This is a genomic window from Novosphingobium sp. (genome assembly GCF_030696665.1).
Classification (GTDB): Bacteria; Pseudomonadota; Alphaproteobacteria; order Sphingomonadales; family Sphingomonadaceae; genus Novosphingobium.
The window spans coordinates 40,742-59,037 of record NZ_JAUYRV010000017.1 but is presented as its reverse complement, the minus strand read 5'-3'; the positions used below and the strand labels follow the sequence as shown (position 1 = coordinate 59,037).

Here is an 18,296-nt window from a genome sequence, read left to right as displayed (position 1 = left end):
CTACCGGACGGGCTTCAACCGCCAGTGGCTGACGCCCCATTCGCTCCCACCGCTGTTGCCGAACAGGCCCGCCGTGGCGAGGTAGAACAACCGCCAGCGCCGCATCCACAGCGCGGTATCGCGGCCATAAACCGCGCGCAGCACTGGCTCGATCTCGTCGGCACGCGAATCGAACAGTGCCAGCCAATCCAGCGCCGTCTTCTCATAATGCGTGCCGCCCCAGCGCCACTGGTCTTCCAGTTCGAAAAGATCGCCGAATTGCCAGATCAGTCCGCGGCTTGGCATAATGCCGCCGGTGAAGAAGTATTGCGCAATCCAGCTGGATTTGTCTGAAATATCAAAGCTGTAAGGATAGCGTTCGTGGCTGAACACGTGGAGGAACAACCGCCCTTCAGGCCGCAGCCAGCCGCGCACACGGCCAAGCAATTCGCGCCAGTTGGCCATGTGTTCGAACATCTCGACCGAGACGACGCGGTCAAATTGTCCTTGGGCGCGAAAATGGTTCATGTCTGCCGTCAGCACGGTCAGATTACCAAGACCCCGCTCTGCCGCCCGCGCGCGGATGTGTTCGCCTTGCGGCTGCGAATTGGACACCGCAGTGATCCGCGCATTCGGGAATTGGGCTGCCATATAAAGGCTTAGCGATCCCCAGCCGCACCCAAGTTCGAGAATGTCCTGCCCATCGGCCAGCGCTGCATGCTCAACCGTTGCCGCCAGCGCGGCGCGCTCGGCCTGCTCCAGCGTTTCGCGTCCGGTGGGATAGAGGCAGCACGAATACTTGGCGTTGGGACCAAGGCTCAGTTCAAAAAAGCGCGGCGGCAGTTCATAGTGCTGTGCATTGGCGGCGTCGGTATGTTCGGCCACCGGACGCTGCGCCATCCATGCGGCAAACGCGGCATCGTCCGGCTGTGCCCGATCGATCGCACGGCGGCGCTGATCGCACATGAATGTCACGCCCGCGCGCGTCAGCGCATCGGGCAGCGGTAGGCGCTCAACCAGCGCGATGGCGGGGGCAAGAAAACTCACAAAGGTAAGCTAGCCACCGAGGTGTGAGTTGTGTCAACCTGTCACCACGGGAACGCTCTATAACAATCGAGGGACGGGTAAGGACGTAACGGATTCCGTGGCGGGCCTTTGGGGGACTGTGTTTTGGTTTGCGATGCGCGCGCGCTGGATATTGCTGTAATCGGCAGCGGGATTTCGGGTCTTTCGGCGGCGTGGCTGCTGTCAAAGCGGCACCGTGTCACTCTGTTTGAAGCGGACGGCAGGCTGGGCGGGCACAGCAATACGGTTATGGCCGACGGCGTGCCGGTGGATACCGGGTTCATTGTCTACAACGAACGCACATACCCGAACCTCACCGCGCTGCTGCACCATCTCGATGTGCCGACGCGCGAGACGATCATGAGCTTTGCCGTCTCGCTTGATCGCGGAAAACTGGAGTATTCCGGGGACTTGCGCGGGCTGTTTGCGCAGCGGCGCAATCTGGTATCCCCGCGCTTCTGGTCTATGCTGCGCGATGTCGCGCGGTTCTACAAATCGGCACCGCGCGACCTGCCGGAACTGGGCCAGCTTGGGTTGGGCGATTATCTCGATGGCCTTGGCTGCGGCGCGGCGTTTCGGGATGACCACCTTTATCCGATGGCTGCGGCGATCTGGTCCACGCCGGTCAAGGACATTCCCCACCACCCCGCCGCCGCCTTCATCCGCTTTTTCGAAAACCACGGCCTGCTGCAATTCCGCGAACGCCCGCGCTGGCGCACGGTTCAGGGTGGCAGCCGGGAGTATGTGAAGCGAATCAGCGCGCCCTTTGCCGACAGAATTCGGCTATCCTCACCGGTCAACCAGGTGCGCCGCTTGCCACATAGTGTTGAAATCAATGCCGGAAATGGTTGGGAGCGGTTCGATCACGCGGTCATCGCCACCCACGCCGATCAGGCGCTGAGGATGCTGGCTGATCCCGATGCAATGGAAACCCGCCTGCTGGGCGCATTCCCCTACCGCCGGAACGAGGCAGTGCTGCATAGTGATCCCGCGCTCATGCCCCAGCGGCGCAAGGTTTGGTCGGCGTGGAACTATGCGGCGGAAAGAGGGACGGACGAGCATCAGCTATCGGTCACCTACTGGATGAACCGGCTCCAACACCTGCCCCCAACGCGCGATCTGTTCGTGACGCTGAACCCACTGGTCGAACCTGATCCCGCGCGCATTTACAGGCGCGAAACATATCATCATCCGGTGTTCGATGCGCATGCAGGTGCAGCTCAGGGCCGGTTGTGGGCACTTCAGGGACGGCGTAATACATGGTTCTGCGGTGCGTGGTTTGGCGCAGGATTTCATGAAGATGGCCTTCAATCCGGCCTTGCCGTGGCCGAGCAACTGGGTGGTGTCCGCAGACCTTGGGAGGTCGAGAACGAGTCCAGCCGCATCCATGTGACGCATCAAGCGCAGGTGCTGGAACCCGCGTGATGGAGCCGCAAGCGCTCTATCACGGCCACGTTCTCCACCGCCGACTGCGACCGCGCAAGCATGTGCTTCGCTACCGGGTGTTCCATCTGCTGATCGACATTGACCGCATTGATGAACTGACCTCCCGGCTCCGCCTATTCTCACGTAACCGCTTCAATCTTTTCGCTTTTCACGATGCCGACTACGGCGATGGCAAGAACTTGCGCGCTCACGCCGAAAGCCTGCTGCGCTCTGCAGGGATTGAACCAGATGGCGGGCCAATCCGTCTGCTGACGATGCCGCGCCTGCTGGGCTATGCCTTCAACCCGCTCAGCACATGGTTCTGTCACGGCGCGAACGGGGCCTTGCGCGCGGTGATCTATGAAGTGTCGAACACTTTTGGCGAACGGCACAGTTATGTGATCGAAGCTAAGCCAAGCGCCCGGACGCTGCACCAGTTCGCGCCCAAACGCTTCCACGTTTCCCCGTTCCTGCCGATGGCGATGGATTACGCCTTCCGCGTGCTGCCTCCGCGGGAGAAGCTGGCCATCGGCATTACCGTTTCTGACAGCGATGGACCGATCCTTGCCGCGATCCACACCGCGCGGCGGGACGATCTAACGGACCGCAACCTGCTGCGCGCCGCATTCGCCTATCCGCTGGCGACGCTCAAAGTGACGGCAGGCATCCATTGGGAAGCGCTGAAGCTGTGGATCAAGCGCGTGCCGCTGTTCCGCAAGCCTTCACCGCCGGAAAGCATTCTGACGGTCGGCAAGTAACTTAGAACAGGCGGGTCAGCAGGTAGAACAGCGCGCCGACGCCTGCGCTGGCAGGGATGGTAATGAACCACGCCATGACCACACGCTGCGCCACGCCCCAGCGCACCGCGCTCGCCTTGCGCGCGGCGCCGGTGCCGATCACGCTGCCGGTGATGGCGTGGGTGGTCGATACCGGAATGCCCATCGCACTGGCCCCGAACACCACAATGGAACCTGCGGACGAAGCGCAGAAGCCGGTGTGGTGGTTGAGCGGGGTGATCTTGGTGCCCATCGTCTTGATGATCTTCCACCCGCCCGACATGGTGCCCAGCGAGATGGCGAGATAGCACGACAGCACAACCCATTGGGGAATGTGGAATTCACCCTTCAGGTAGCCGGTGGAATAGAGCAGAACAGTGATGATGCCCATTGTCTTTTGCGCATCGTTGCCGCCGTGACTGATCGAATAGGCAGCGGACGAAAGCAGGTGCATGCCCTTGAACACGCCTTCGGCCTTGCGCGGCATGAAGCCCCGGAAAATCCAACTGGTCAGCAGCACGAACAGCATGGCCAGCGCAAAGCCGATCATCGGCGACATGAAGATCGCGACGAAGGTTTCGATGGTCTTCTTGGATTCGATCACGCCGAACCCGCCGTGCATGACGCCCGCGCCCAGCAACCCACCGATCAGCGCATGGCTGGACGATGAAGGAATGCCTTTGAGCCACGTGACAATGTTCCAGAACATCGCCCCGATCAGCGCGCCGAACACCACCGCCGGGGTCACCATGTCCTTGTCGATGATGCCTTTGCCGATGGTATTGGCCACGTGCAGCCCGACCAGCCAGTAGGCTGCGAAATTGCCCGCAGCGGCGAACAGCACTGCAGCCATCGGTGAAAGCAGGCGCGTGGAAACCACTGTTGCGATGGAATTGGCAGCATCGTGCAACCCGTTGAGGAAGTCGAACGCCAGCGCCAGCGCGATCAGGCCGACCAGCAGCGGAAAAGCAAGCTCGTGCATCGGATCAGCTCCTGTGCGGGCCTGTCAGCCGTGGTCGATGACCAGCGCGTCGATCTCGTTCGCCACGTCCTCGAAGGCGTCGGCGATCTTTTCGAGGTGCTTGAAAATCTCGCGCGAGACGATGAAGGCGATGTGATCGCCGTCGGTGCGGTGGCGCAGGAAATTGGCCTTGAGGCCCGCCTGATGGATCAGGTCGACCTCGCCTTCAAGCCGCACGATCCGTTCGGTCAGCGTGTGCAGCTTCGATCCGTTGCGTTCAATGTCCCGCAACAGCGGCAAGGCTTGCGCAATAAGTCCCACGGCCTCGACGATCTTGTCTGCCATCGCCTGCATTTCAGGCTCGAACCCCACGACCTCGTAAAGCTCGATGGCCGAGGCGGCGGCCTGCATCTCGTCAATCGTATCGTCCATCGCACCAATCAGCGCAGTGATCGACCCGCGATCAAACGGCGTCAGGAACGTCCGGCGCACGGTGTAGAGCACTTCGCGGATGATCTCATCAGCGTCATGTTCACGGTCACGGATCTTGCCGATCCATTCCGCAGAATCGCCCTGTGCGCGGGTTAACTTGGCCAAAGCATCGGCAGCATCGACGCAAGCCGCAGCGTGCCGTTCAAACATGCCGAAGAAATCGCCCGACTTGGGCAGGAGACGCTGGAACCAGCCGAACATCGCGATACTTCCCGAATTGCCGTAGCGCGAGGGACAAGCGACTCGCCCTCGCAGACTTCGCGCCCTAGGCCAGCAAAGGCACTGTCACAATCGCAAAGCCGCAGATTTCCACACGCGGCGCGCAGTCTTCACGCACAGGCCCTACAGCCACCCAATACTCCTGAAGCGCAGCCACAAGCCGCCACAGATCGATACGATCACGCCCCAGACCGCGAAGTAGCCGTAATGCCACGTGAGTTCAGGCAGGTATTCAAAGTTCATGCCGTAGATTCCGGCAATTGCGGTCGGCACGGCAAGGATCGCTGCCCACGCAGCCAGAGAGCGGGTCATTTCGCCCTGCCGGTGCTGCTCCAGCAGGCTGGCCGTCTCGACGATGGCGGCCAGCGTTTCCTTCAAGCTGCGCATCCGGGCCATCGCGCGGCGCACATGATCGAGGACATCGCGAAACCAGATACGCGCTTCGGGATCAATGCAGGGCAGGTCGGCCACAACCAGCCGTTCGCACATCTCTTCCATTGGCCCGACCACACGCTCGAACTTGCGGAGTTGGCGGCGCAAGCGGAAGATGCGGCGGATCACTGCCTGTTCGGGAAACACGTCAATAGCGGATTCCTCCATCTGCTGGGCGACTTCGTCCAGCTGGTCGAGCAATGGCAGGTAGCCATCGACGATGAAATCGAGGACCGCATGGAGAATGTAGTCCTGCCCTTCGGCCAGACGGTCCTTCTGCGCCTCTATCTGGGCGCGCAGATTGGTGTGAGCGCGCGTGCTGCCGAACCGGACGCTAACGATGTAGCCGGGACCGACGAAAAGCGCGGTCTGGCCATAGGCAATCTCTTCCTCGCCCAGCAGTTCCGCCGTGCGGGCGACGATAAACAGCGTCTGCCCATAGACTTCTACCTTGGGCAACTGGCGCGGATTGAGGGCATCCTCCACCGCTAGCGGATGCAACGCATATTGCCGCTGCACCAGAACCATTTCTGCCGCATCGGGTTCGCACAGGCCGATCCAGTCGAACGAACCACGGGGCAAGGCGGACGGCGGCAACCCGTTCAGCACAAGGCTCTGTTCGGCAATGGTGCCATTGCAATAGCGACGGGCAGAAATCACAGTCATGCACGCAGGAGTGGCAAAAGCGAGAGAGGCTGGCAATCGCCGATGAACGTGCTAACATTTCTGTAAATAGATAACGGGAGAGAGACCGTGGGTTCCCAGCAGTCCACCATCAAGGCGGCAAATCCGGACGTGGACGTCCTGATCGTTGGCGCAGGTATTTCCGGCATTGGCATGGCAGCGCACATGCAGATGCTTTGCCCCGATCGCAGTTATGCCATTGTGGAACGCCGTGGACAGATTGGCGGGACTTGGGACTTGTTCCGTTATCCGGGGGTTCGGTCGGATTCAGACATGCACACGCTGGGCTTCGTTTTCGAACCTTGGACGCACGAAAAATCCATCGCTGACGGACCCGCAATCCTCGATTACCTGAATCGCATTGCCGACGAGCGCAACATCCGTCGCAACATCCGCTTCGACAACAAGGTGGTAAGCGCGGATTTTGATAGCGAAGCGGCGCAATGGGTGGTGACGTTGGAAGGCGAAGATGGCCAACGCAGCCGCATGACCGCACGGTGGCTATACCTCGGATCGGGCTATTACGATTACGACAAGCCCCACGAAGCCGCGTTCACCGGGCGTGAGGATTTTGCCGGAGACATCATCCACCCGCAGTTCTGGCCCGAAAACTTCGACTATAGCGGCAAGCGCGTGGTGGTGATCGGATCAGGTGCTACGGCTGTGACAATCGTGCCTTCGATGGCCAGCAAGGCCGCGCACGTGACGATGCTGCAACGCACGCCCACGTGGTATGGCATCCGCCCCGCGCGCGATGGCATTGCCAATTTCCTGCGCAAGTTGCTGCCGGAGAAGCTGGCCTACCGGATCACCCGCTTCAAGAACGTTCGCCTGCAGAATCTGGTGTTCAAACGCGCGCGGACGCGGCCAGAGCAGGTAAAGGAATTCCTGACCAAGCGGATCAAGGCCGCGCTGGGCGACAAGTACGACGCCAAGGCCTTTACCCCGCCGTACAATCCGTGGGACCAGCGGCTGTGCCTGGTCCCCGATGCCGACTTGTTCGAAGCGATCAAGGCAGGCAAGGCCAGCGTGGTGACCGACCATATCGAGCGCTTCGACGCGACCGGTATCAAGCTGAAATCGGGCAAGCATCTGGATGCCGATGTGATCATCACGGCGACAGGCCTCAAGATGGTCATGGCGGGCAAGATCGCGCTGAGCGTGGATGGCGTCCCGGTCGATTTCGCCGACCGATATTACTACAAGGGCGCGATGTTCTCGAACGTGCCGAACCTTGCGGCAGTGTTCGGCTATCTCAACGCATCGTGGACTCTGCGCGCCGACATCAACGCGCGCTATATCTGCGATGTGCTGAATGCATTGAAGACGCGGGGGATGGAAGTGGCGGTGCCCAAACTGGCACCCAACCACCATCTGGACGAGGACAATATCTACGATTTCTCGTCAGGCTATATCGAACGGTCGCGGCACTTGTTGCCCAAGTCTGCAAGCGACATGCGCTGGCGGCTCAATCAGGACTATGTGCGCGACGTGGCGTGGATGAGGGCTGATCCGATCGAAGACGGCGTGCTGCAGTTTGGCCATGCCCGACCTGCAACCCTGCATAAGGAGCAGATGGAAGCGGCGGAATAGCGCTTTTGCCCGAACGGTGCTTGCGGTATCCCTGCCGCCTATGACCCACGAATCCCGCATCTGGACCGCCGCGCTCATTGTGGTCGGTGATGAAATCCTGTCTGGCCGCACGCAGGACAAGAACATCGCACAAGTCGCCTCATGGCTTGGCGTGCAGGGCATCCGCCTGCGCGAAGTGCGGGTGGTTCCTGACGACATGGACGCGATCATCGAGGCGGTGAACACGTTGCGCGCCCGCAACGACTATCTGTTCACCACCGGCGGGATCGGCCCGACGCATGATGACATCACGGTGGATGCGGTCGCGGCGGCGCTGGGCGTGGATGTGGTGATCCATCCCAAGGCGCGGGCGATCCTTGAAAGCTATTACACGACGCGCGGCGGGCTCAATGATGCGCGCCTGCGCATGGCGCGCGTGCCCGATGGCGCGGACCTGATCGAGAACAAGGTATCTGGGGCACCGGGCATTCGCGCCGGGAACGTCTACCTTATGGCGGGCGTGCCGGGCATCACCGCGCAGATGCTTGATGGGTTGACCGGGCAGCTTGAAGGCGGCTTGCCGCTGCTTTCCACCACGGTCGGCTGCTGGGTGGCGGAAAGCGAGATCGCAGACTTGCTGCGAGAGACCGAGAAAGCTTTCGACGGGTGCCAGATCGGCAGCTACCCGTTCTTCCGTGAGGGCAAGACGGGTGCGAATTTCGTGATCCGCTCGGTCAGCGAGGAGCAGCTTGGCGCTTGTGCGGCTGTGTTGACCGAAGGCCTTGCCGCCATCGGCCGCGCGCCGGTTGCCGGGGGTATCTGACGCCATGCTGACACGTCGCTTGGCCTTGCTTGCTCCGCTGGCGGTCCTTCTGGTAGCAGCAGCACCTGCGAAAAAGCGCGTCGCTCCGGCACGTCCTGCGGTGCCCGTCTACCCTGCCCCGTCCAAGGCACCGCTGCCTGAAAAGGTGCGGGTGGCACTGGAGACCGAAGCGGGGCGGATCGTGGTGGAACTGGACGTGAAGCGCGCACCGGCCAGCGCCACCAACTTCGTCCGCTATGCCGAAACAAAGCGGTTTGACGGAACGGTGTTCTATCGCACGATGCACCTGAAGTGGGGCGAACAGCCAAATGGCTTGATCCAAGCGGGCACGCGCGGCGATCCGCGCCGCAACCTGCCGCCGATTGCGCACGAACCGACCGACCAGACCGGCGTGCTGCACAAGGCCGGCACGCTATCGATGGCGCGCTATGCGCCCGGCACGGCGACGGGCGATTTCTCTATCATGGTATCAGACCAACCGGGCCTGGACGCGCAACCGGAGTCAGCCGATCCTGAGGCGAAGGCGGGCTATGCCGCGTTCGGGCAGGTGATCGAGGGTATGGACGTTGTGCGCGCGATCTTCGGTGCGCCGATTTCCGAGACCGAGGGCGAAGGCATCATGCGCGGGCAGATCCTTGCAAAGCCCGTGAAGATCCTGACTGCGCGGCGCCTGCCGGAGCCTGCGCCGCAACCACCAGCGCCGGGGCCTGCTCCTGCGCCTTGACGTGGTCCTGCTGGCAGCGCTGCTGGGCGGTTGTGTCGGGCCGGGCCTTTCGCGGTTTGAACAAGTCCTAGCGGCGAACGACAGCGCAACTACTGCGCTGGGACAGTGGTGCAAGGCGCAGGCCATAGCCACACCACCGACGATCCGCGCGCTGGCAAACCGGGCAGCGCAAGCTCCTGCATCTACAGAAATCCGCGCGGCTCTGGGCGTTGGCGCGCATGAAGCGGTGGGATACCGGCACGTGCAGCTCGTCTGTGGCGATACGGTGATGTCTGTGGCGCACAACTGGTATGTGCCGGGGCGGCTGACGCCGGAGATGAACCGAACGCTGGAGACGAGTGACACGCCGTTTGGCAAAGTTGTCAGCCCACTTGGCTTCCGCCGCGAACGGCTGTCTGAGCAGCGCGGAGCAATGGCGGAATGCCCGCAAGGCACCGTGCTGTCGCATCGGGCAGTGCTCAAACTGTCAGACGGGCGTGCGATCAGTGTTGTGGTGGAATGCTATACCCGAGCCAACATCAGTCGCGCGACGAATTGACTGTCCAGTCGCCCACTGCACCTTCCACTGCTGCATCGGCATAGGCTTCCAGTTCGCGCCAGTGCCGGTCCCAGCCGGGGCCGCGCTTTTCTGGGGGGATCACTGCCTCCACCTGCAAGCGGGCGGCTGTCACGGGATTACGGGAAGCTTGGTCGTCGGGCATGGACTGTTCCTAACCGGGTGGCGCAGACAAAAAAAGAGCCGGAGAGGTTTCCCTCCCCGGCCTTCTTTTGCGTTCAGTCCGTCGGACTTAGCCGCCGTGTACTTCGGACACGTCGATCTTCAGGCCTGGACCCATCGACGAAGACAGGCCGACCTTGCGCAGGTACTTGCCCTTGGCGCCCGATGGCTTTGCCTTAACGATTGCATCGACAAAAGCATCGAAGTTTGCGCGCAGCGCTTCGTCCGAGAACGAGAGCTTACCGATGCCGCCGTGGATGATGCCGGCCTTTTCGACGCGGAATTCTATCTGGCCGCTCTTGGCTGCCTTGACCGCATCGGCGACGTTGGGGGTGACGGTGCCCAGCTTCGGGTTCGGCATCAGGCCCTTTGGACCAAGCACCTTACCAAGGCGGCCGACAATACCCATCATGTCGGGCGTTGCGATCACGCGACCGTAGTCGAGGTTGCCGGCCTGCATGTCTTCCAGCAGGTCTTCGGCACCGACCTTGTCAGCGCCAGCGGCAAGCGCGGCTTCAGCCTTGTCGCCACGGGCGAACACGGCGACCTTCACGTCCTTGCCGGTGCCCGAAGGCAGCGAAACCATGCCACGGACCATCTGGTCGGCGTGGCGTGGATCGACGCCGAGGTTCAGCGAGACTTCAAGGCTCTCGTCGAACTTGGCGCTCTTGAGATCCTTCAGCAGCTTGATCGCATCATTGATGGAGTAAAGCTGCTGGTTGTCGCCCAGCTTTTCGGTCAGCGACTTCTGCTTCTTGCTCAGGTTGGCCACAGTCTCAGCCCTCCACCACGGTGAGGCCCATCGCGCGAGCGGAGCCTTCGATGATCTTCGTTGCGGCGTCGATGTCGTTCGCGTTCAGATCTTTCATCTTGGCCTGAGCGATTTCCGACAGCTGCGCGCGGGTGATCGTGCCGGCCGAAGCCTTGCCCGGGGTCTTCGAACCCGACTTGATGCCAACGGCCTTCTTGATGAAGAACGTGGCAGGCGGGGTCTTGGTGATGAACGTGAACGAACGGTCGGCATAGACGGTGATCACGGTGGGGAGCGGCGTGCCCTTTTCCACTTCCTGCGTGGCAGCGTTGAACTGCTTGCAGAATTCCATGATGTTGACACCGCGCTGACCCAGCGCAGGACCGATCGGCGGAGCAGGCTTTGCTTCACCGGCTGCAACCTGCAGCTTGATATAGCCTTCAATCTTCTTGGCCACGATGGGCCTCCTTTCTTCCTGTTGGCCGCCCTTGTTCAGGCCGGACCTCAGAGTGAGCGGTCAAACGCCCCGGAAAACCGGAACTCCCGCACGGAATCACAGACATGACGCCTGAGAAGCGCGGGCCGATATAGCATCGGCCCGAAATTGCAAGCCTTACGAAGGATCAGCGAACCAGTTCGACTTCCTCGAAGCCCAGTTCCACTGGCGTGGCGCGACCGAAGATCGAAACCGAAACCTTCACGCGGCTCTTGTCGAAGTCCAGTTCCTCGACAATGCCGTTGAACGACGCGAACGGGCCTGCGTTGACCTTGACCGAATCGCCGATCTCGTAATCCACCACCACGCTCTTGCGCGGTTCGGCAGCAGCCTGATCGCGCGCGCCGAAATAGCGGGCAGCTTCCTTGTCGGAAATCGGCTGCGGCTTGTTGTTGGTGCCAAGGAAGCCGGTCACCTTCGGGGTGTTCTTGACGAGGTGGTAGATGTCGTCGTTCATCGCCAGTTTGGCCAGAACGTAGCCAGGCATGAACTTGCGCTCGACCTGCACCTTTTTGCCGCGCTTAACCTCGGTAATCGTCTCGGTCGGCACTTCAACTGCCTCGACAAGCTGCGAGAGGCCGATGCGTTCTGCTTCGGAAATGATCGCTTCGCGAACCTTGTTCTCGAAACCGGAATAGGCGTGAATGATGTACCAGCGGGCCATATATCTCTCTTTGGTCCTGGAAGGTGGATCCGGGTCGGTCTGGTCAGGCCAGCGACAACAGGAACTTGACGGCCATGCCGAAAAGCGAATCGATGCCGAGGAAGAACACCGACAGCAGCAGCATCATGATGCCAACGAAGATGGCTGTGGTGGTAGTTTCCTGCCGCGTCGGCCACACGACCTTGCGGGCTTCTGCCTTCACCTGATTGAAGAACTCGCCGGGGCTGGTCTTGGCCATTGATCGGACGCCTTGCTTGCTGCGACTTTCGTCGCGTTAAAATCATTTCTTCCGCCTAGGGGAAATCGCCGCCCCGGACAGGTCCGGGAGGGGCTTGGCGATTTTCCGATGTCGGAAGTTGCTTTCATTTAGTCGCACAGCCGCAAAATGGCAAGGGCGCGACGCGCGACAGGCTGCGCTGCGATCCAGACAGGGCGATGGCTTGGCGTGGAACCAACCTTCTCGACTGCTTGTTTTAGGCTTGGAAACAAATTTGGGCCGCTCATGCCCTTGAGAGGACACGGAAAATGAAACGAATCACACTGCCGAACACTGCGCTGGCCCTCGCCGCTCTTGCCTTCGCTGGCGCGGCTCAAGCACAGGACACTCAGGGTTCCGCTGGAGGTTCCGCTCAAGCCGGAACACAGGCGACTGTCGGAACAGGCTCAGTCAGCACACAGACCGAGGCCGGTGGCGATGTCACCGGATCCGCGCAAGGGGCGCCTGATATGGACGTGGGCAGCGATGTGTCAGCGACTGCGACGGCGCAAAGCCAGACGAGCGTCACGCCACCGTCAACCGATAAGGTGGAACGCAACGCTGAAGCAACAACGGACAGCGCGCAGCGTAAGGTCGATGGCACAGCAGATCGTGCAGCCCGCAAGGCCGATGCAACTGCCGATCAGGCCGGCCGTAAAGTCGGCCGCACCACCGACCGCGTGAAGCGCGGCGCCGATAGCAGCCTCGATGACGTGGCGAATTCCGGCGCGATCGATTCGACAATTTCTGGCCGGGGGCAAGGTGGCGGACAGATCGGTGCGACCGGTGGAGCGATCGGCGGCGGGTTGACCGGACGTTCATCGGGCGGGATTGGCGGCGCGCTGGGCAACTAGCCATAGCGCCACCCAGACCACACAAACAAACACACAGCAGGTTCTGGTGTTCGACCGCGTGAAAGCATAGGATTACGACGTTCTCAAGCGAACCAGACGCATGAGACGGACTCGGGGCGGACGCTTGGCGTACCGCCCCGTTTTTTTGGTCCGCATTGCGCAGGACCGCCACAGAATCAGAAAAGACTGGCAGGAGTGGAGGGACTCGAACCCACGGCCCTCGGTTTTGGAGACCGATGCTCTACCAACTGAGCTACACTCCTGTGCCGCAGCGGCCCTTAGAGGCTTGACGCGGGGGATGCAACCGACCGAAACACATTTTGAACATTATGGCCAGAAACGATCCCCACGCTATTCCGCCCGAGCTTCTGCTCAAGGCTTACCGCGCCGGGATTTTCCCGATGGCGGACAGCCGTGATGACCCCGAAGTTTTTTGGGTGGAGCCACGCATGCGCGCGATTCTGCCGCTGAATGGGTTCCACCTTTCGCATTCTTTGGCGCGCACGCTGCGTCGCGGACGCTTCACCGTTACGTGCAATGCAGCGTTCGAGGCTGTAATTGATGCCTGTGCCGCCCCGCGCGAAGGTGCCGAAGAAAGCTGGATCAGCGCACGGATACGCGACAGCTATATCGGGCTGCACGAACACGGCCACGCCCATTCGATCGAATGCTGGCGCGAAGGGCGACTCGTTGGCGGTCTTTATGGCGTAGGCTTTGCGCGCGCATTCTGCGGCGAATCGATGTTCAGCCGCGAGGCGGATGCATCGAAGGTGGCGCTGGCCTGGCTTGTTGCGTCATTGCGGCGAATCGGGGCAGAACTGCTCGATTGCCAGTTTACCACCACGCACCTCGCCTCATTGGGCGCGGTGGAGATACCGCAAAGCCAGTACCTCCAACTGCTATCGGCAGCTCAGCGATCTTATTCGTCTGAAGATATGGCAGGTGCGCGGGCGCTAGCCGAAGCGGTGGGCGACGGGCTGGCAGTTGGCGCCGGCGAAGCTGCCGTGCTCGGCCTGCCAGCGGGCTTTGCCGCGCTGCGTTCCGAATCGACCGGCTCCTCCTCACCCGGAAAGCTCATCGCGCAATCTTTGACCCACACGTCGTAGACCGAATGCTCGACTACGTTGAGCGACGGCGCATTGCGGAACAGCCAACCTGAGAAGACCTTGTGCCACGCCAGCGGCTGATCTGTGGTGGCGCGTTCTTCAACGAACAACTGCACAAACGCACCTGTTTCGGATGGATCTTCCCATGGTGCCGTTTTTTCGCACGTGGAGAGTTTCACGATAGCGTTGCCGATTCGCCGCGATTCGCCGCTTTTCAGCACCACATCCTGTGTGATGTTGTTGCGCTTGTTCAGGAACCCGAGCGTGGCGATGCGGTCCTTGATCGGGGTGCCGAAATCGCTTTCCACCGCTGCGCCTGACCCGCTGACCATCGCAGCGCCTGTCTCGGTCGCCTCGGGCGGAGGTGGCGCAGCCTTTTCGCCGCATCCGGCAAGCACCAGCACGCCCGCGGCCGCGAACGTCCGCCATGCCGACGATGCAGCAAATGACATCAGGCTTCCGGGGACCAAGCTTCGTAATCGCCCGTGGCGGCGGCACGTTTGCCCCCGCGTTCAAGCGCGCCTTGCGGCCGATAAGCCGTGGCCGTGCCGGTGGCGTTGGGAGTATAGTCCACTTCCCAGATACGCGGCGGTGGCAGGTTGCTTTCCGGCACGCCGTCAAACGATCCGTGCAGCCAGCCATGCCATTCCGCAGGCACACGGCTTGCGTCGTTGGACCCGTTATAGATCACCCAGCGGCGTTCCCGCCCGGCGAAGGGGTGCCCCTTGGGAAAAGGCTTCTTCGCACGGTAATATTTATTACCCTGCGCGTCGGTGCCGACCTGTTCGCCCTTGAGAGCGGTGTCGAGCATGGTGGTCATGGTTGCGCCATTCCACCAGGTGAAGATCTTGCCTAGGATGCTCATGGTGGTCGCGCTTAGCCGTTGAAGAGGGGAGTCGGCAAGCGGGTTGATGCGCGTGCCGTGCTGTGAAAGTCGATTACCAATCTACGCGATCGCCGGGTTGGATGCCCAGCTTTGCTGCAAGGCCACCGTTTATCTCGAACACGGCAAGCGTAGGCCCGCCAGAGATCAGCGGCGTTTCGTCGTAAGGGACGGCATTGGCGGCGATATTGATGATCCGCCGGTCCAGCCCCACGTAAATGATATCGAGCGAGATGACCGTGTTGCGCATCCAGAACGAGGCGCGATCCGGCGGATTGCGCAAGAAGATCATCCCTTCATCGTCCGCCAGCTTTGTGCGGAACATCAGGCCCTTCGCCTGCTCAGCCGAAGTGCGCGCGAATTCCGTATTGAACATCAGACGCTTGTTGCCCCGCGTCACCGTCACCGGCGCGACTTGCAGGCCCGAGATCGGATGGACAGATGCCGTTGCAGCCGTTGCCGGTGCCTTTGCGCCTGCATCCGCCACGCCGGGCGAGCAACTTGCGACCAGCGCGAGCGCGGCCAATGCGAAAGTTCTAATCGCCTGCTTCATCGATCCATTCATCCAAGGCTTCCGGTGACAGGGCATTCACCACCTCACGCGCATGTGCAAGGGGGTGTCCGGCACGGAGCATTGCCGCGAGCTGCTTTTCACGCAAGGCTGGATCAATCCGCCCGCCGCCGCCCGACACGGCGAACGGGCCGAATCGCCGCTTGCGCGCCATGACCAGCGCGGCACGGCGGCGCTCGGCCTCGCTGCCCCGCGATTCCTCTCGCAGGGTTTCCGCTATTCCGGCCGCGCCCAAGGCCTGATCGATGCGCCGCGCGCCATATCCTCGCCGCAGCAATCCTTGCGCCTTGCCGCGTGCAAAACTGGCATCGTCGATATAGCCCAACTCCACAAAGCGGTGGACCACCCCGGCAATGTCAGGCTCCCCCTCGCCTTCCCAGCCGCGTTCACGCAGTTTGCGGCGCAGATAGTCAGATAGTTTGCCTGCGCTTGTGGCGAAGCGCGCAACATAGCCGAGCGCCATTTCCTCCATGCGTGGCCGATCAAGCGGTTTGGGCGGACGCCTTTCCCGTCTGCTGTCGCGCCTGCGCCCTGTCAGTCCATCGGGCGTATCTGGGGAATTGTGATCCATGCGCCACATTCGTGCCACAGTCGCGGCTAAATGAGAACGTCCGAACCGTGGTGGCGTTGTTTTCGCGTCACGGACCAGTAATGGGCCGTTCACGAGTGGGCGCGCAGATGCCCACAGGACGATAGAATAGAACATCGGGGTATCGCATGACTGTTTCGAACGCTGTCGCTGATAAGGCGACCCTCGTTCCCACACCAAATGTCGACGTCCAGCCACGTCGCTATGCGGATTTCGATACTTTCTGTGATGCACTCGACTATGCCGCAAAGGGCGTGCTTGGATTCAACTTCCATGACCCGCGCGGCAATCTGGCGCAGGCCTATCCTTATTCCGAACTGCGCAAAGACGCGCTGGTTGCCGCGCGCAAGCTGATGGCGCTGGGCATCGCGCCGGGAGACCGGGTGGCATTGGTGGCCGAAACCGGTCCCGATTTCGCCGCCATCTTCTGCGGCGCAATGTATGCCGGCGCATGGCCCGTGCCGCTGCCGCTGCCGACCAGCTTTGGCGGCAAGGAAAGCTATATCGACCAATTGGCCGTGCAGCTTTCCAGCTCTGACCCCAAGATGCTGGTCTACCCCGGCGAGATTGCCGAGATGGCCGGCGCTGCTGCCGCGCGGCAAGGCTGCGCCGGGCTTTCGTGGGAAGAATTCCACGCTGGTGGGCAAAGCGAAGCCGCCCTGCCCACACCCGATCCAGAAGCGATCAGCTACCTCCAGTATTCCAGCGGCTCCACCCGCTTCCCGCATGGCGTAGCCGTTACCCATCGTGCGCTGCTGGCCAATCTGGCGGGCCATTCGCACGGCATGAAGATCGACAACCCGGACCGCGCAGTTTCGTGGCTGCCGTGGTATCACGACATGGGTCTGGTCGGCTGCTTCCTCTCGCCTATCGCCAACAGCGTCTCGGTCGATTTCCTCAAGACCGAAGATTTCGCGCGCCGTCCGCTGGCTTGGCTGGATCTGATCAGCCGCAATCAGGGCACCACGCTCTCCTATTCGCCCACCTTCGGGTACGATATCTGCGCCCGCCGCATTTCGAGCCAGAGCCACGTGGCCGACCGCTTTGACCTTTCGCGGTGGCGCGTTGCGGGCAATGGCGCGGATATGATCCGGCCCGATGTAATGCAGAGCTTCGTCAATGCTTTTGCCGAAGCGGGCTTCAAGGCTGATGCTTTTCTGCCAAGCTACGGATTGGCCGAGGCAACGCTGGCTGTGACCATCATGCCACCAGGCGAAGGCATTCGCGTCGAACTGGTTGAGGAAGAACGTCTTTCGGGCAGCCCTCGCGATCTGTCGCGGCCTGCCCGCTATCGTGCGATGGTCAACTGCGGCGTTCCCGTGCGCGGCATGGAAGTGGCAATCCGGGGCGAGAACGGCAATGCGCTGGCCCATCACCACATCGGCAAGGTATGGTGCCGTGGCTCGTCGGTGATGCATTCGTACTTCCGCGATCCAGAAGCTACCGATGCCTGCATGGTCGATGGCTGGCTGGACACCGGCGACATGGGCTATGTCGATGAAAAGGGCTACCTGTTCATCGTCGGTCGCGCCAAGGACATGATCATCATTAACGGCAAGAACCACTGGCCGCAGGACATCGAATGGGCAGTGGAACAGCTTCCCGGGTTCCATCAGGGCGATATCGCTGCCTTCTCGGTAGAGACTGAAAATGGCGAGGAAGCACCCGCCGTACTGGTCCACTGCCGCGTGTCCGATCCCGTTGAGCGCCTGAAGCTGCGTGACCAGATCCGTGACAAGGTGCGTTCGATTACCGGCATGAACTGCGTGGTCGAACTCGTGCCACCACGCACCCTGCCGCGCACCAGTTCGGGCAAGTTGAGCCGCGCGAAGGCCAAGAAGCTTTATCTGAACGGCGAGATCGCGCCCTATCAACTGGCGGCCTGAACAGGCGGGATGCGCCGGAAAACATCCAAATTGGCTTGACGTCACTCCATTCTTGCGATTCCTTGACATGGGAATTGGGAGAGAACGAAAATGGCCACGACAAACGCGCCGCAAAAAGGCGTGCCGCAGGAATTGTCGGGTGTAGTGATCGGATGGAAACATCAGGACATTTCGCGCAACATCCAGCTGACGGTGCAATCGACGGTTGCTGCACGGCCCACGCCTGATGCGGTCGATACCCACCACCTTCTGATGACGCGCAATCAGGCCATGCTGCTGGCGCAGTACCTGATGCGACTGACAGGACAGGACGCGCCCGCTCCCCGGAAGCGTGGTTGGCTGCAACGCCTGTTCGGCTGAGTATCGTTTT

Annotated in this window: 22 protein-coding genes, 1 tRNA gene and 1 pseudogene; 10 read left to right on the top strand and 14 right to left on the bottom strand. The window is 61.5% G+C overall.

Features of this window, described 5'->3' with window-relative positions; all coding sequences use genetic code 11:
- A complete protein-coding gene (locus Q8R81_RS04450) occupies window positions 1-1,026 on the bottom strand; it encodes a cyclopropane-fatty-acyl-phospholipid synthase family protein (protein ID WP_305616243.1) in 1,026 nt (341 codons plus the stop codon).
- A 123-nt stretch (window positions 1,027-1,149) separates the two neighbouring features.
- Here Q8R81_RS04450 and Q8R81_RS04445 point away from each other — a divergent pair, with 123 nt between their 5' ends.
- Together Q8R81_RS04445 and Q8R81_RS04440 are read left to right on the top strand one after the other, a co-directional pair.
- Complete coding sequence (locus tag Q8R81_RS04445) at window positions 1,150-2,469, top strand: NAD(P)/FAD-dependent oxidoreductase (RefSeq protein ID WP_305616242.1); 1,320 nt, start codon at window positions 1,150-1,152, stop codon at window positions 2,467-2,469.
- A complete protein-coding gene (locus tag Q8R81_RS04440) occupies window positions 2,469-3,227 on the top strand; it encodes a DUF1365 domain-containing protein (protein ID WP_305616241.1) in 759 nt (252 codons plus the stop codon). Before Q8R81_RS04445 ends, Q8R81_RS04440 begins: the two co-directional genes overlap by 1 nt.
- A gap of 1 nt (window position 3,228) precedes the next feature.
- On the opposite strand, the gene Q8R81_RS04435 is transcribed toward Q8R81_RS04440, so the two are convergent.
- The 3 genes from Q8R81_RS04435 to Q8R81_RS04425 all read right to left on the bottom strand — a co-directional run bounded on the left by Q8R81_RS04435 (window position 3,229) and on the right by Q8R81_RS04425 (window position 6,015).
- Window positions 3,229-4,227 (bottom strand): inorganic phosphate transporter, encoded by a 999-nt coding sequence (locus tag Q8R81_RS04435; protein ID WP_305616240.1) that lies wholly within the window; start codon window positions 4,225-4,227, stop codon window positions 3,229-3,231.
- Between the two features lie 24 nt (window positions 4,228-4,251).
- Window positions 4,252-4,899 (bottom strand): DUF47 domain-containing protein, encoded by a 648-nt coding sequence (locus tag Q8R81_RS04430; RefSeq protein WP_305616239.1) that lies wholly within the window; start codon window positions 4,897-4,899, stop codon window positions 4,252-4,254.
- A 141-nt stretch (window positions 4,900-5,040) separates the two neighbouring features.
- The gene (locus Q8R81_RS04425; RefSeq protein ID WP_305616238.1) at window positions 5,041-6,015 is read right to left on the bottom strand and encodes a magnesium and cobalt transport protein CorA; all 975 of its coding nucleotides are present in this window, start codon (window positions 6,013-6,015) and stop codon (window positions 5,041-5,043) included.
- A gap of 87 nt (window positions 6,016-6,102) precedes the next feature.
- On the opposite strand from Q8R81_RS04425, the gene Q8R81_RS04420 reads away from it, so the two are divergent.
- The 4 genes from Q8R81_RS04420 to Q8R81_RS04405 are packed head-to-tail and all read left to right on the top strand — an operon-like array spanning window position 6,103 to window position 9,690.
- The gene (locus tag Q8R81_RS04420; protein WP_305616237.1) at window positions 6,103-7,626 is read left to right on the top strand and encodes an NAD(P)/FAD-dependent oxidoreductase; all 1,524 of its coding nucleotides are present in this window, start codon (window positions 6,103-6,105) and stop codon (window positions 7,624-7,626) included.
- A gap of 40 nt (window positions 7,627-7,666) precedes the next feature.
- The gene (locus tag Q8R81_RS04415; RefSeq protein WP_305616236.1) at window positions 7,667-8,428 is read left to right on the top strand and encodes a molybdopterin-binding protein; all 762 of its coding nucleotides are present in this window, start codon (window positions 7,667-7,669) and stop codon (window positions 8,426-8,428) included.
- Window positions 8,429-8,432: 4 nt separating this feature from the next.
- Window positions 8,433-9,152 (top strand): peptidylprolyl isomerase, encoded by a 720-nt coding sequence (locus tag Q8R81_RS04410; protein ID WP_305616235.1) that lies wholly within the window; start codon window positions 8,433-8,435, stop codon window positions 9,150-9,152.
- Between the two features lies 1 nt (window position 9,153).
- A complete protein-coding gene (locus tag Q8R81_RS04405) occupies window positions 9,154-9,690 on the top strand; it encodes a hypothetical protein (RefSeq protein ID WP_305616234.1) in 537 nt (178 codons plus the stop codon).
- On the opposite strand, the gene Q8R81_RS04400 is transcribed toward Q8R81_RS04405, so the two are convergent.
- From Q8R81_RS04400 to secE, 5 genes are all read right to left on the bottom strand, one after another.
- The gene (locus Q8R81_RS04400; protein ID WP_305616233.1) at window positions 9,671-9,853 is read right to left on the bottom strand and encodes a hypothetical protein; all 183 of its coding nucleotides are present in this window, start codon (window positions 9,851-9,853) and stop codon (window positions 9,671-9,673) included. The two genes, Q8R81_RS04405 and Q8R81_RS04400, sit on opposite strands and share 20 nt — an antisense overlap.
- Before the next feature lie 87 nt (window positions 9,854-9,940).
- Window positions 9,941-10,642, bottom strand: coding sequence for a 50S ribosomal protein L1 (rplA, locus tag Q8R81_RS04395; protein WP_305616232.1), 702 nt, complete (start codon window positions 10,640-10,642; stop codon window positions 9,941-9,943).
- A gap of 4 nt (window positions 10,643-10,646) precedes the next feature.
- Window positions 10,647-11,078 carry a 50S ribosomal protein L11 gene (rplK, locus tag Q8R81_RS04390; protein WP_305616231.1) on the bottom strand — a complete coding sequence of 144 codons (432 nt, stop codon included), beginning with the start codon at window positions 11,076-11,078 and terminating at the stop codon, window positions 10,647-10,649.
- Between the two features lie 166 nt (window positions 11,079-11,244).
- Window positions 11,245-11,781 (bottom strand): transcription termination/antitermination protein NusG, encoded by a 537-nt coding sequence (gene nusG / locus Q8R81_RS04385; RefSeq protein WP_305616230.1) that lies wholly within the window; start codon window positions 11,779-11,781, stop codon window positions 11,245-11,247.
- 43 nt (window positions 11,782-11,824) lie between these two features.
- Window positions 11,825-12,019 carry a preprotein translocase subunit SecE gene (gene secE / locus Q8R81_RS04380; RefSeq protein WP_292620602.1) on the bottom strand — a complete coding sequence of 65 codons (195 nt, stop codon included), beginning with the start codon at window positions 12,017-12,019 and terminating at the stop codon, window positions 11,825-11,827.
- A 287-nt stretch (window positions 12,020-12,306) separates the two neighbouring features.
- Here secE and Q8R81_RS04375 point away from each other — a divergent pair, with 287 nt between their 5' ends.
- Window positions 12,307-12,891 (top strand): hypothetical protein, encoded by a 585-nt coding sequence (locus tag Q8R81_RS04375; RefSeq protein WP_305616229.1) that lies wholly within the window; start codon window positions 12,307-12,309, stop codon window positions 12,889-12,891.
- 187 nt (window positions 12,892-13,078) lie between these two features.
- Here Q8R81_RS04375 and Q8R81_RS04370 read toward each other — a convergent pair.
- A tRNA-Trp gene (locus Q8R81_RS04370) sits at window positions 13,079-13,154 on the bottom strand.
- A 66-nt stretch (window positions 13,155-13,220) separates the two neighbouring features.
- Here Q8R81_RS04370 and aat point away from each other — a divergent pair.
- Entirely contained in the window at window positions 13,221-13,997 is a 777-nt protein-coding gene (gene aat, locus Q8R81_RS04365; RefSeq protein ID WP_305616228.1) for a leucyl/phenylalanyl-tRNA--protein transferase, read from the top strand.
- 35 nt (window positions 13,998-14,032) lie between these two features.
- On the opposite strand, the pseudogene Q8R81_RS04360 reads toward aat, so the two are convergent.
- The 4 genes and pseudogenes from Q8R81_RS04360 to Q8R81_RS04345 form a co-directional block, all read right to left on the bottom strand.
- A pseudogene (locus tag Q8R81_RS04360) lies at window positions 14,033-14,329 on the bottom strand (DUF2155 domain-containing protein); the annotation flags it as partial.
- Window positions 14,330-14,448: 119 nt separating this feature from the next.
- A complete protein-coding gene (locus Q8R81_RS04355) occupies window positions 14,449-14,862 on the bottom strand; it encodes an NADH:ubiquinone oxidoreductase subunit NDUFA12 (protein WP_305616227.1) in 414 nt (137 codons plus the stop codon).
- A 73-nt stretch (window positions 14,863-14,935) separates the two neighbouring features.
- A complete protein-coding gene (locus Q8R81_RS04350) occupies window positions 14,936-15,433 on the bottom strand; it encodes a DUF192 domain-containing protein (RefSeq protein ID WP_305616226.1) in 498 nt (165 codons plus the stop codon).
- The gene (locus Q8R81_RS04345; protein ID WP_305616225.1) at window positions 15,417-16,022 is read right to left on the bottom strand and encodes a regulatory protein RecX; all 606 of its coding nucleotides are present in this window, start codon (window positions 16,020-16,022) and stop codon (window positions 15,417-15,419) included. The genes Q8R81_RS04350 and Q8R81_RS04345 overlap by 17 nt, the downstream gene beginning before the upstream one ends.
- A 146-nt stretch (window positions 16,023-16,168) precedes the next feature.
- Here Q8R81_RS04345 and Q8R81_RS04340 point away from each other — a divergent pair, with 146 nt between their 5' ends.
- Together Q8R81_RS04340 and Q8R81_RS04335 are read left to right on the top strand one after the other, a co-directional pair.
- Entirely contained in the window at window positions 16,169-17,926 is a 1,758-nt protein-coding gene (locus tag Q8R81_RS04340) for a fatty acyl-AMP ligase (RefSeq protein WP_305616224.1), read from the top strand.
- A 90-nt stretch (window positions 17,927-18,016) separates the two neighbouring features.
- Window positions 18,017-18,286, top strand: coding sequence for a hypothetical protein (locus Q8R81_RS04335; RefSeq protein WP_305616223.1), 270 nt, complete (start codon window positions 18,017-18,019; stop codon window positions 18,284-18,286).
- Window positions 18,287-18,296: the final 10 nt, after the last annotated feature.